The sequence below is a fragment of the Paenibacillus sp. FSL H8-0548 genome (assembly GCF_038630985.1).
Lineage (GTDB): Bacteria > Bacillota > Bacilli > Paenibacillales > Paenibacillaceae > Pristimantibacillus.
Genome location: NZ_CP152049.1, coordinates 3,429,606 through 3,441,762 on the forward strand (window position 1 = coordinate 3,429,606; position 12,157 = coordinate 3,441,762).

At 48.2% G+C, this 12,157-nt stretch carries 11 protein-coding genes; 9 read left to right on the forward strand and 2 right to left on the reverse strand.

What is annotated here, in order from left to right; all coding sequences use genetic code 11:
* Window positions 1-99: 99 nt before the first annotated feature.
* The 8 genes from smc (at window position 100) to trmD (ending at window position 8,657) form a co-directional block, all read left to right on the forward strand.
* Window positions 100-3,675 (forward strand): chromosome segregation protein SMC, encoded by a 3,576-nt coding sequence (gene smc / locus MHI37_RS14400; protein ID WP_076335269.1) that lies wholly within the window; start codon window positions 100-102, stop codon window positions 3,673-3,675.
* A gap of 46 nt (window positions 3,676-3,721) precedes the next feature.
* Entirely contained in the window at window positions 3,722-4,729 is a 1,008-nt protein-coding gene (gene ftsY, locus MHI37_RS14405) for a signal recognition particle-docking protein FtsY (protein ID WP_076335268.1), read from the forward strand.
* A 166-nt stretch (window positions 4,730-4,895) separates the two neighbouring features.
* Window positions 4,896-5,258: a YlxM family DNA-binding protein gene (gene ylxM, locus MHI37_RS14410; RefSeq protein ID WP_076335267.1), complete on the forward strand. Its 363-nt coding sequence runs from the start codon at window positions 4,896-4,898 to the stop codon at window positions 5,256-5,258.
* Between the two features lie 26 nt (window positions 5,259-5,284).
* Window positions 5,285-6,661: a signal recognition particle protein gene (gene ffh, locus MHI37_RS14415; RefSeq protein WP_076335266.1), complete on the forward strand. Its 1,377-nt coding sequence runs from the start codon at window positions 5,285-5,287 to the stop codon at window positions 6,659-6,661.
* Between the two features lie 33 nt (window positions 6,662-6,694).
* Window positions 6,695-6,967: a 30S ribosomal protein S16 gene (gene rpsP / locus MHI37_RS14420; protein WP_053375694.1), complete on the forward strand. Its 273-nt coding sequence runs from the start codon at window positions 6,695-6,697 to the stop codon at window positions 6,965-6,967.
* Window positions 6,968-6,992: 25 nt separating this feature from the next.
* Window positions 6,993-7,223: a KH domain-containing protein gene (locus MHI37_RS14425; RefSeq protein WP_076335265.1), complete on the forward strand. Its 231-nt coding sequence runs from the start codon at window positions 6,993-6,995 to the stop codon at window positions 7,221-7,223.
* 153 nt (window positions 7,224-7,376) lie between these two features.
* The gene (gene rimM, locus MHI37_RS14430) at window positions 7,377-7,901 is read left to right on the forward strand and encodes a ribosome maturation factor RimM (protein ID WP_076335264.1); all 525 of its coding nucleotides are present in this window, start codon (window positions 7,377-7,379) and stop codon (window positions 7,899-7,901) included.
* A gap of 3 nt (window positions 7,902-7,904) precedes the next feature.
* Window positions 7,905-8,657 (forward strand): tRNA (guanosine(37)-N1)-methyltransferase TrmD, encoded by a 753-nt coding sequence (gene trmD, locus MHI37_RS14435; protein ID WP_076335263.1) that lies wholly within the window; start codon window positions 7,905-7,907, stop codon window positions 8,655-8,657.
* Window positions 8,658-8,737: 80 nt separating this feature from the next.
* Here trmD and ltrA read toward each other — a convergent pair whose 3' ends face one another.
* Window positions 8,738-10,000, reverse strand: coding sequence for a group II intron reverse transcriptase/maturase (gene ltrA / locus MHI37_RS14440; protein WP_342556552.1), 1,263 nt, complete (start codon window positions 9,998-10,000; stop codon window positions 8,738-8,740).
* Window positions 10,001-10,249: 249 nt separating this feature from the next.
* Here ltrA and MHI37_RS14445 point away from each other — a divergent pair, with 249 nt between their 5' ends.
* Window positions 10,250-10,534: a hypothetical protein gene (locus MHI37_RS14445; RefSeq protein ID WP_179090146.1), complete on the forward strand. Its 285-nt coding sequence runs from the start codon at window positions 10,250-10,252 to the stop codon at window positions 10,532-10,534.
* Between the two features lie 92 nt (window positions 10,535-10,626).
* On the opposite strand, the gene MHI37_RS14450 is transcribed toward MHI37_RS14445, so the two are convergent.
* Window positions 10,627-12,039: a CAP-associated domain-containing protein gene (locus MHI37_RS14450; RefSeq protein WP_076336119.1), complete on the reverse strand. Its 1,413-nt coding sequence runs from the start codon at window positions 12,037-12,039 to the stop codon at window positions 10,627-10,629.
* Window positions 12,040-12,157 lie beyond the last annotated feature (118 nt).

Here is a 12,157-nt window from a genome sequence, read left to right on the forward strand (position 1 = left end):
TTGCCTTAGGCTTGTTTTTACGATATGTTTTTGCGCGTTAATATGGTTATCAAGGCCCATAAGTTATGATACAATGAGGGGTGAGGTGAACACCAAGACATGTTTTTGAAACGGATTGAACTATCAGGCTTTAAGTCTTTCGCCGATCGAACTGAAATGGAATTCGTGACCGGGATCACTGCGGTTGTAGGACCAAATGGCAGCGGTAAAAGCAACATTTCAGATGGTATAAGATGGGTTCTTGGTGAGCAAAGCGCCAAGAGTCTGCGCGGCGGCAAGATGGAGGATATTATTTTTTCCGGCAGCGATGCTCGGAAGGCTGTCAACTATAGCGAGGTTTCTCTGACCCTCGACAATACTGACGGCGCGTTGCCGCTTGAATATAACGAGGTTACGGTCACTAGGCGTGTGCATCGGAGCGGTGATAGTGAGTATTTGATTAATAAACAGCCATGCCGGCTAAAAGATATTACCGAGCTATTTATGGATACAGGTATCGGTAAAGAAGCCTATTCCATTATTGGACAAGGCCGAATAGAAGAAATTTTAAGTACGCGATCGGAGGATCGCCGCGGTATTTTTGAGGAAGCGTCCGGTATTGTGAAATATAAGTCGCGTAAACGCGAGGCACAGAGAAAGCTTGATGAAACGGAGCAAAATCTGCTGCGTATTCATGATCTTGTCACAGAGCTTGAAGATCAAGTCAGTCCGCTTCGCAAGCAGTCGGAGAAAGCGATTCATTTCAAATCGCTTAAAGGGCAGCTGAAAACAAAAGAGATCTCCATGTATGTACATAACATTGAACAGATTCATGGGTCATGGACCGAGGCAAGCGGCAAGCTTGAACGGTTAAAGCAGGAGGAGCTTCAGCTATCGACTGTTGTTAGCAAGCATGATGCGCATCTAGAGAAGGATCGTCAGCAGCTGCGTGAGCTGGAGGTCGAGCTGGATCAGCTGCATGAAGCGATGCTGCAAATTGGCGAAGATTTTGAAAAATGTGAAGGCTATGGCGAGGTTCTCAAAGAACGCAAACGAAATTTGGAGCAAAATAAACGGCAGCTGGAAGAGTCCATTGCGGCGCAGGATGATCGTATTGGAAAGTTAACGCAGGAGGAAGCGGAATTCCGAAGCCGTGCAGCCGTGCTGCAGCTGCAGCTCGCGGATCTTCGCGCAAAGATTTCCGATGAGGAAGCTCGTTTATTGGGTGTAGTTGGGGGCGCAGTGGCTGATGCAGAGGAGACGCTTAAAGGCGAGCTGCTAGAGGTGCTTAGCGCAATGGCTCAGCATCGCAATGAAATTCGATATGCAGCTCAGCAGCAGGAAACGCTTCAGCGGCGGATGGAGCGAATTAGTGAGGATGAGACGAAGTGGCTGGAGCAGCAAGCGAGGCTCGATGCTAGGCGTTTGGAGCTAGCAGAGGCTTTGGAGACTACACTTGCTAGGCTAGAGCAGGCAAGAAACAAAACACTTACGGAATCGGAGCAAATAAGAGCCATTTCGCAAGGCTTGGAAGAAGTGACCTTGGCGATACGCAAGTGGGAGCAAAAGCTCGACAGCCATGTTTCGAGAAGAGACACGATGAAGGAAATGCAGGATGCGCTCGATGGCTTCCAGCAGGGCGTAAAAGAGGTGCTGAAAGCTTCACGGAGAAGCAATGGCGCCATCACTGGCGTTCATGGTGCGGTAGCGGAGCTTGTTCGTGTGCCGGAACGTATTGAGGTCGCTGTAGAAACGGCGCTTGGCGGCGCTTTGCAGCATGTTGTTATGGAGGATGAGAAGAGTGCACGAACGGCAATTGCTTTTCTAAAGCAGCGTCAGCTGGGCCGTGCAACCTTTCTTCCTCTGGATGTCATTCGCGGCAGACAAGTGTCTGAGCATGATAAGCGGACAGCAGAATCTGTCGAGGGCTTCGTGGGCGTTGCGGCTGACTTAGTTAGCTCCGAAGATCGCTACTCGGCAATTGTGAACAGCTTGCTTGGCAATGTTCTGCTTGCCGAAACGCTGGAGCAAGCGAACCGCATTGCATCGAAATGCCAGTATCGCTATCGTGTCGTAACGCTTGAAGGCGATGTCGTTAACGCTGGCGGCTCCATGACGGGCGGCAGCTTGCAGAAGAAAGGCGCGAGCCTGCTTGGTCGTCAACGGCAAATAGATGCGCTTGATCAAGAAATTGCTGATGCCGAAAGAATGGTCGCTCAACTGCGGAACAAGCTTAGCGACTTGCGCAAAGAGCATTCCATACGTACGCATAATATAGAAGAGCTGCGTGTGGAAGGCGAGAAAAGCCGAATTGAAGAGCAGCAAATTAGAGCAGAAATTCAGCAGCTTCATAATGAAGCTAAACATTTGGACGAGCAGCGGCAGCTGTATTCAGCAGACCGTAATACGCATCTGTCCGAGCAGAAGGATGTGCAGAAAGCTGCGGCAGCAGCAGAGCTCCGTTTAGAGCAGCTGGTTGTGGATGAAGCTCGGCTGCAAGAAGCGATCCGTTTGGCTGAGGAACGCCGCAAGGCAAGCGAATCTGCCAAAGAAGAGCTTCAGGGTCAGCTAACCGACATTAAGATCGCAGCTGCCAAAACAGATCAAGAGAGACTCTCTTTCGAGGATCAATCGGCACGTGTACGCACCGATATTGTGCGGGCCAAGCAGGAGCTTGGAGGGCTGCGCTCATTGTTTATTCAACAAGAAGAGGAGCTCGAGAGGCACACCACAGAGTCAGTTCAGCAAATAGAGCAGCTCAATCATCTTCGTATTAAGAAGCAGCAATGCGCGGAGACAACAGATCTTAAGAGATCTGCTCGCGCGCAGCGTATTGCTGAGCTCGATCTTGGCGAGAGTGAGACGAAGGAGCAGCGTGCGCAGTTAAGACAAGTGGAAGACCAGATGAGGCAAACCGAGATTGCGGCAAATCGGCTGGATGTGGAGCTCGATAATTTATTGCGCAAGCTGAGTGAGGAATATGAGCTGAGCTATGAGCTGGCTAAAGAGCAGTATCCTGTACCGGAAGATGTTGTCGGGACGCAAAATGAGGTTAGAGACATTAAACGTCAAATCTCATCGCTTGGTGAGGTGAACTTAGGCGCAATCGAGGAATACGAGCGAGTGAGTGAACGGTTTGAGTTTTTGACTGAACAAAAAGATGATTTGGTAGATGCGAAGACGACGCTGTATCAGGTCATTCGTGAGATGGATGATGAAATGTCGAAACGGTTCAAAGCGACCTTTGAAGCGATCCGCGGCCATTTTGTTATCGTATTCGCGAAGCTGTTCGGCGGCGGCAGAGCAGATCTGGTACTCGTTGATCCGGAGCGAGTGCTGGATACGGGGATTGATATCGTCGCCCAGCCTCCTGGCAAGAAGCTGCAAAACCTGCAGCTGTTATCAGGCGGAGAGCGCGCACTAACTGCAATTGCGCTGCTATTTGCGATATTACAGGTTAAGCCTGTGCCGTTCTGTGTACTTGATGAGGTTGAGGCAGCGCTTGATGAAGCCAACGTCTCGCGCTTTGCCCAATATTTGCGAGAGTTTTCAGAGCTTACACAGTTTATTGTCGTTACGCACCGCAAAGGCACGATGGAAGAAGCAGATGTGTTATACGGCGTTACGATGGAGGAAGGCGGCGTATCGAAGCTGGTGTCGGTGCGCTTGGAGGATGAAGAGTCGGTATCCGCATAAATACGCATTTAAATAGAAGGCAATGGATGGATGGGGAGTTGAAACGATGAGTTTTTTTAAAAAGCTGAAGGAAAGCATCGCGACAAAAACAGAAGCGGTAACGAATATTTTTAAAGAAGGCTTGACGAAGACGCGTACTGCGTTCGTAGAAAAGGTTGAGGAGCTGATTACCCGCCGCAAAAAAATCGACGAGCTGTTTTATGAGGAGCTTGAAGAGATTCTCATTGGCGCAGACGTTGGTGTCAACACTGTTATGCAGCTAATCGACGAGCTTCGCGTTGAGGTGAAGAAGCGCAAGATTGAAGACGCTGCAGATTTGCAGCCGATTCTCTCTGAGAAGCTGATTCAGCTTATGAAAGGTGACGATCATTCGGGTCTTAATATGGCACCGAGCGGCATTACCGTTATTTTGTTCGTGGGCGTCAATGGTGTAGGCAAAACGACAACCATTGGCAAGCTGGCTCATAAGTTCAAAAGCGAAGGGAAAAGCGTGCTTATGGCAGCGGGAGATACATTCCGTGCCGGTGCGATCGAGCAGCTGGAGGTATGGGGAAATCGTGTAGGTGTTGACGTCATTAAACAGCAGTCAGGATCAGATCCCGCGGCGGTTATGTTTGATGCGGTGCAGGCTGCTAAGCAGCGTGGCGTCGATGTGCTTCTTTGCGATACAGCAGGCAGACTGCAAAATAAATCGAATCTGATGGAGGAGCTCAATAAGATTTTTCGTGTCATTCAGCGTGAGCTGCCGGATGCTCCGCATGAGGTTCTTCTGGTGCTCGATGCAACTACCGGTCAAAATGCACTTAGCCAAGCGAAGCTGTTTGGTGAGAAGAGCGGTGTAACGGGTCTTGTCCTGACAAAGCTCGATGGTACTGCTAAGGGCGGCATCGTTATCGCGATTCGCAATGAGCTTAGTCTGCCGGTGAAGCTGGTAGGACTCGGTGAGAAAATGGGAGATCTCCAGCAGTTCGACTCGGAGCAATTCATTCATGCTTTATTTGCTGGATTAATTCAGCGCGAGGAAGAGGAAGACTCCGAAAAAACGGTGGAATAATGCGTGATTGAGATGCGGCTGCGGCTTGCTGCAGCAGCTTGTAAAGGTGACAAGGTAAAATGCTTGACAGCAGCCTATAGCATCGTGTATTATAAAAGACGTTGTCAGGTGTAAAGGTATTTACCTTGTCGGTGACACAAAAGAAATAGCAGGAGGGGCTGAGGGGATGAAAGCAAATGAACCAGATGCCTTATCCAAGACGACCCGAATAAACTTGTTGTTCGACTTTTACGAGCTGCTCTTAACAGAGAAGCAGCGGACGTTTCTCAAATATTATTTTCACGATGATTTCTCACTTGGAGAAATTTCAGCTGAGTTCGGCATTAGCCGGCAGGCGGTATACGAGCATATCAAACGTGCTGAGCAAATGCTTGAGAGCTATGAGAGTAAGCTTGGCTTGCTCGTAAAGCATGAATCGATTTCACTATTGACTGCACAGCTTGTGCACAGCGTGAATACATTTTCAATTGCTGAGCAGGATAAGCAGCATCTTATGAGCATTATTGCACAATTGGAATTGAACGAATAACACATAAAGAATGGAGGTGACGGTACATGGCAGCATTTGAGAGCTTATCAAGTCGGCTTCAAAATGTGTTCAGCAAGCTGAGGGGTAAAGGCAAGGTTTCCGAGGAAGATGTTAGCGAAGCGATGCGCGAGGTTCGCTTAGCGCTTCTAGAAGCTGACGTTAACTTTAAGGTCGTGAAGGACTTTATCGCAAAGGTGAAGGAACGGGCTATTGGATTGGATGTATCTAAGAGCTTTACGCCCGGCATGGTCGTCATCGATATCGTAAATAAAGAGCTGACCGAGCTGATGGGCGGCACACAAAGCAAGCTTGTGAAGGCTAATAAGCCACCAACTGTCATTATGATGGCGGGCTTGCAAGGTGCCGGTAAGACAACAACCTCAGGCAAGCTTGCAAAGCTGCTTCAGAAGAGCAACAATAAGCCGCTTCTTATCGCATGCGACATTTATCGTCCGGCTGCGATTAAGCAGCTTCAGGTGCTAGGTGAACAAATCAATGCACCGGTATTCTCCTTAGGTGATCAGGTCTCGCCTGTAGAAATTGCGCGTGCTGGATTACAGCATGCCAAAGAGAACGGCAATGATTACGTTATTATTGATACCGCTGGCCGCCTGCATATCGACGAAGAGCTGATGGAAGAGCTTAAGCAAATTCATCAGATTACGAAGCCGGATGAAGTGCTCCTTGTGGTGGATGCAATGACTGGACAAGATGCGGTTAACGTAGCGCAAAGCTTCCACGAGCAGCTTGCTTTAACGGGAGTTGTATTGACGAAGCTTGATGGAGATACTCGAGGCGGCGCGGCATTGTCGGTCAAAGCTGTAACGGGTTGTCCGATTAAATTTGCAGCGATGGGTGAGAAGATCGACTCCTTGGAGCCTTTCCATCCTGAGCGTATGGCTTCTCGTATTCTCGGCATGGGCGACATGCTCTCGTTGATTGAGAAAGCACAGTTCAATATCGATGCGGATAAGGCGAAGGAAATGGAACGTAAAATGCGTACAGCAGAATTTACGTTCGACGATTTCCTGGAGCAGATGGAGCAGGTTCGTAATCTTGGACCGCTTGATCAAATTATGGATATGCTGCCCGGCATGAACAAGATGAAGGGCATGAAGGATATGAAGGTCGATGAGAAGCAAATCGGCCGTGTTGAGGCCATTGTTCGCTCCATGACCAAAGAGGAGAAGCAAAAGCCGGAGCTGCTTAACCACAGTCGGCGCAAGCGTGTTGCGGCGGGCAGCGGTACAACAATCGTTGAGGTGAATCGCCTCATTAAGCAGTTTGATGATATGAAGAAAATGATGAAGCAATTCTCATCGATGATGGGTCCGAAAGGTCCAAAGGGCGGCAAGAAGGGCCTTAAGGGCATGCTCGGTAAAAATATGAAGTTTCCGTTTTAAACCTAGTTTACTCTTTGAAGGAGGTGAATTTTCATGGCAGTACGTATTCGTTTGAAAAGAATTGGTGCTCACAAAGCTCCTTTCTACCGCGTAGTAGTATCGGATTCCCGTTCGCCGCGTGACGGACGTTTTATCGAAGAGATCGGCACTTATAACCCGGTTGCACAACCGGCTCAAGTTAAGATCGATGAAGAAAAAGCGTTGAAATGGCTTCAAACAGGAGCACAAGCTTCTGATACCGTTCGTGACTTGCTTTCAAAAGCTGGTGTTCTTAAAAAGTTCCATGAGCTTAAGCAACAGAAATAACTGTTGAATAGCGGAGGGCCTTGAGATGAAAGAATTGATTCTTGTCATAGCGAAGGCATTGGTTGATCATCCTGATCAGGTGCAAATCAATGTGAAGGATGATGATCGTGGCACGATATACGAGCTTTCGGTTCACCCCGAGGATATCGGTAAAATCATCGGTAAACAGGGACGCATAGCGAAAGCGATTCGTACGGTTGTGACTTCTGCATCCGTCAAATCGCAAAAGCGTGTTATCGTTGATATTATGTCATGATGCACGTATAGAAAGAAGGCTGGGATGAATGTCCTAGCCTTCTTTCTATACGTGGGACTAAATCGGAATATGCCAGCGGCTTCGTTCTCGAACTTGGAACGATGCCGTTTTTGCATGTATAATAAGGTATACACATTAGAAGGGCTGGTTGTCATGAACGATAAATGGTTTACGGTCGGGAAGGTAGTAAATACGCACGGAATTCGGGGAGAACTAAAAATATTGTCCCAAACGGATTTTGGGGAGGATCGATTCGCTGTAGGAAGCAAGCTTCTTATGCTGAATGAGGAAAGCGGAGCCTCGCTTGAAGTGAAGATTGTTAGCTCCAGAGCGAACAAAAGCATATACATATTGAAGCTGGAAGGCTTCACTAATATTAATGAAGTCGAGCAATACAAAGGCTGGGTGCTTAAAGTATCTGCAGATAAATTGCTTGAGCTTGATGAAGGCGAATATTATTATCATGAAATTATTGGCTGTCGCGTTGTGACAGAAGAGGGTGAAGAGCTGGGAGTAATCTCAGAAATATTAAGTCCTGGTGCAAATGATGTATGGGTTGTGGATCGTCCAAAGGGTTCTGGCAAGCAGCTGCTTCTTCCCGTTATTGATGAAGTAGTAAGAACCGTCAATACGAAAGAAAAGCTTGTGACGGTTCACTTGATGGAAGGATTGATTTAAGCAATGAAAATAGATGTACTGACGTTATTTCCGGAAATGTTCGACGGCGTGTTTCAGGCGAGTATTTTGGGGAAGGCGAACGAGAAAGGGATTGTCAGCCTGCAGGCGATCAATTTCCGCGCATATTCAGGCAATAAGCATAATACAGTAGATGACTATCCTTACGGCGGCGGTGGCGGCATGGTGTTGAAGCCGGAGCCTGTCTTCGCTGCAGTCGAGGATCTTAAGCTGGATGAGACGATAAAGCCTCGCGTCGTTCTGTTATGTCCGCAGGGACAACAATTTACACAGAAGAAGGCTGAAGAGCTTTCCAAAGAGAAGCATTTGGTTCTTATTTGCGGGCATTATGAGGGCTATGATGAGCGAATTCGTGAGCATCTAGTTACAGATGAGCTGTCGATTGGCGATTATGTGCTGACTGGCGGGGAGATTCCAGCGATGGTATTAATAGATAGTGTCGTGAGACTGCTTCCCGGCGTGCTTGGCAATGAGACATCGGCTGTAACGGACTCTTATAGTACAGGCTTGCTTGAGCACCCTCACTATACACGTCCTGCTGAGTTTCGCGGCTGGGAAGTACCTGATGTGCTCATTTCCGGTCATCACGCGAATATCGAGGTGTGGCGGCGTCAGCAATCGCTCCTAAGGACGCTGGAGCGCCGTCCTGATCTCCTGAAGAGCGCGGAGATGTCTGATAAGGAACGGAAATGGCTGGCGGCTCAGACGAGCCAGGAGTCGGAACAAGTGAAGAAGTAGAACAACTGAAATCGAGTAGGAGGGGGTGACTAGCCCCCGTCCTCTCACACCACCGTACGTACCGTTCGGTATACGGCGGTTCATGTCATATTCCGCAATTGGTTGTATCTGTCCGTTAGACTCTTTAGACCAAGAGATGACCAGTATTGGTTATTTAATGATCGGTCGAGAATTGGACTACTTGCGATTCGCCAGTATTTCTTCCTTGAATTCCCCCACTCGTACGCCTTCTGTTTCGGAACTCCCAGAGACTGTAGTTTTCTAACCTTTGTCTTAGGTTGTTTCCATTGTTTCCAGACACACATTCGAAGTCTTCTTCTCGTCCATGCATCCAACTCTCGAAATACACTCTTCGTGTCGGTTAGTGCGTAATAACCGCACCAACCTGTTAGATACGGATTGAGTTCTTTAATCCGCATTTCGATTGGGATCGGTTTGCTGCGGGAGGTGATCGCCTTGATCTTGGCTTTCACTCGTTGCAGGGTTGTCTTTGCCATCTTGATTCGCGGGTTCTGCTTATCCCAGCTGAACGTGAACCCCAGAAATTTGCGTTTCCACGGACGGTCTACCGCACTTTTCCTTCGGTTAACTTTCAGTTTCAGTTTATCCTCAATGAATGTGGTTATGGATCTCATCACCCGATCTCCTGCCTTCCACGTTTTCACGTAAATGTTACAGTCATCGGCGTATCTCACGAAGCGAAGGTTCCTCTTCTCCAGTTCTTTATCTAGTTCGTCTAATACGATATTCGATAATAACGGACTGAGTGGACCCCCTTGCGGTGCTCCTTCTGTTGTTGCTTGGACGAGACCACCTTCCATGACTCCCGCCTTTAGGTAAGAGCGGATCAGCCTCAGTACCGCCTTATCTGGTACTCGCTGCGCCACTTTTGCCATTAAGCGGTCATGATGGATGCGGTCGAAAAATTTCTCCATGTCAATGTCCACCACAAGGCGATGTCCTTCTTGCATGTACGTACGTGCTTTCCTTACCGCATCATGTCCTCGCCTTTTCGGGCGAAATCCATAGCTGTGTTCGGAGAACGTCGGGTCGAATACAGGGGTCAATACTTGCGTGATCGCCTGTTGTATGAGGCGGTCTGTCACGGTCGGTATGCCTAAGAGCCGAGTTCCACCGTTCGGTTTCGGGATTTCGACCCGCCTCGCTGGACTCGGTTCATAGGTTCCGTTCTCGATGCTTTCGCGAATGGTTTGCCAGTTTTGTACGATGTGTCTGCGTAAGTCTTTTACCGACATACCATCTACGCCATGGCTTCCTTTATTCGCCTCAACCCTTGCTAGCGCCGACAGCATATTTTCTCGTGACAGCACTTTCTCAATCATCCTTCGATACACTCCCTTGCGTGAACGATTCTTTCTCTTTGTGCCGCTGATGGACTCCGCCCTTCTGGGTACCCTCACGTATTCACCGCTATTTTCCCCAGATAAGTCCTTTCGGATTGTCTGCTTTCATCATCCATCCTCGAACGCCAAGTTTCCTCATTCCTATTCCATGTTCAGCCCTTCCGCAGACGGTTGCAACCATCTGCGTACTATGGCGTCTGCTGACTTCTGTACGTTCAGCTTGCCCTCATGAGCAAGGTTACGGAGTTTGCTCCGCCTTCCGTACAGATCTCCCCAGGTAAGAACGCTATCTTCCTCTCCATCTATCTGCTTCATTTACTCTCGTACGCCTTCGGCAGTAAGGACTTTGACTTGTTATGCAGTCTCATCCAACGTACGCTAGCCTTGTATGAAGTTCGTGTTCCTCAGACCGGAGATTTGCCGTCGGCTTCCTTCAGATTCCATCTCGCGATGGACACCCTTGCCTTAAGCTATGGCTACTACTGCCTTCACCATTCGGGACTTGAACCCTAGAGATAGCGCCCATGCTGGGCGCACATAAAAAGCAAAGCCGTGACTTATTTCGTCACAGCTTTGCTTTTATTTGTTTCATATAACCAGCGCAACTATGGCGTATAAAAATTCTGGGTATAATAAACCTGATAGCTGCCGCCTATGGCAACTCCGGTGCCTAGCCGCTTTAGCTTGCTGCTCAGCAGTGTTTCGCGATGGCCACTTTTTGAATTAACCCAGCTATAATGCGCAAAAATACTATTCGGATATCCGGCTGCAATATTTTCAGAAGCTGAATGATATTTGACGCCCTCTGCTTTCATTCGATCAAAGGGTGATGAGCCGTCTGGATTCGTATGGTCAAAGAAGCCGCGAGCACTCATATCGCTGCTGTGTCCATGGGCTGAGGCGGCTGCAAGCTTGTCCCATATAAACAACGGAATGCCTCGTTTGGCACGTTCCGCATTGGCTAAGTCGAACAGCTGCTCTTCAAATGCTGCTTCCAGCTTGCTGTTGTACGTGATTTTTGAAGCTTTGGAGTAGGCAATATCCAAAATCAAAATTCCGCTTATTTTGCTGCTGTCTTGTCTGTCGATAAAAAGCGTAGTGCGATCCTTGCTTGTGGAATAGGCATAAAAGTCGTCTGCAGTCTCTGTTTTCGTCGTTTTTGGCAGCAGCTTTTTAGCGCTATCAATCGTTTGACCGACTGCTGCTCCTGATACCATATTCCAGCTTCCTCCGGCATTGGAGAAGAGTGCAGCTACGCGGTCGTTTTGTATGCCAAACATCATGAGGTTTGCATAGCTCTTATTATAAACATACCATGAGAAGCCATATTCGCTAGGATCGATACGAGAGGGCTGACCGAGCGTCTGCTCAAGCTTTTGCAGTGAATCGTTTAATGAAATCCCACCTAATGAGTTGTCGATTTTCTGGATTTTAGTTTCTGATAGAGCGTTGGAATGAAGCTTGAGGTTATATAAGAAGGTAAGAGCTTCTGCACGCGTAAGCTTTCCGTCTGAATTAAAACCATTTACGGTTGCAGAGGTTCTTCCGCTTGAAATTTTCTCGTCAAGCAGCCATTGTATGGCGCTTTGCTCAGAGAAGGATTTGCCAACCGCGGCAGACGCGAGAAGCAGTGCAGCTTGTCCGCGAAGCAATTCGCCGCCTGGCTTTAAGGTGCTTAGCGGCCATCCGTGATTAGCAGCATAGTCGTAATAAGGCTTGGACCAACCACCGTCGTTTTCGGCCGATTCGTTGACTAAGCTGTAAGCTCTGATCAGCATGGCAAGAAACTCTGCTTCATTTACATGCTTGTTAGGCTGGAAATTGCCATCCTCATAGCCCTGTGCTAGTTTCTGGTCAATCGCCCAGGCGATGTAGGTGCTGGCCCAATGCCCGTTCGTATCCTTAAAAGCTGTTTTTTCAGTAGCAGCCTGCGCAGCTGCTGAGCTTATCAGTATAAATGATACAGCAATTATTCCCCCTTTTTTCAAAATAGAAAAAAATTGTTTTGGGTGGTGCAAAATATTCACCTCTTTGTAAAAGTTTGTCACTATTCAGTATACATGAAAAGAGAATGAAAAATCGTATTGTATTATTGGGCTGGTTATGGTAAAATTTCTAGTGTTGTTCGTAAAGTCG

What these genes read in the sequence shown, in the direction of transcription:
- smc (WP_076335269.1), top strand. Translation starts at nt 100, where the DNA reads ATGTTTTTGAAACGGATTGAACTATCAGGCTTTAAGTCTTTCGCCGAT.
- ftsY (WP_076335268.1), top strand. Translation starts at nt 3,722, where the DNA reads ATGAGTTTTTTTAAAAAGCTGAAGGAAAGCATCGCGACAAAAACAGAA.
- ylxM (WP_076335267.1), top strand. Translation starts at nt 4,896, where the DNA reads ATGAAAGCAAATGAACCAGATGCCTTATCCAAGACGACCCGAATAAAC.
- ffh (WP_076335266.1), top strand. Translation starts at nt 5,285, where the DNA reads ATGGCAGCATTTGAGAGCTTATCAAGTCGGCTTCAAAATGTGTTCAGC.
- rpsP (WP_053375694.1), top strand. Translation starts at nt 6,695, where the DNA reads ATGGCAGTACGTATTCGTTTGAAAAGAATTGGTGCTCACAAAGCTCCT.
- MHI37_RS14425 (WP_076335265.1), top strand. Translation starts at nt 6,993, where the DNA reads ATGAAAGAATTGATTCTTGTCATAGCGAAGGCATTGGTTGATCATCCT.
- rimM (WP_076335264.1), top strand. Translation starts at nt 7,377, where the DNA reads ATGAACGATAAATGGTTTACGGTCGGGAAGGTAGTAAATACGCACGGA.
- trmD (WP_076335263.1), top strand. Translation starts at nt 7,905, where the DNA reads ATGAAAATAGATGTACTGACGTTATTTCCGGAAATGTTCGACGGCGTG.
- ltrA (WP_342556552.1), bottom strand. Translation starts at nt 10,000, where the DNA reads ATGATTGAGAAAGTGCTGTCACGAGAAAATATGCTGTCGGCGCTAGCA.
- MHI37_RS14445 (WP_179090146.1), top strand. Translation starts at nt 10,250, where the DNA reads ATGAGCAAGGTTACGGAGTTTGCTCCGCCTTCCGTACAGATCTCCCCA.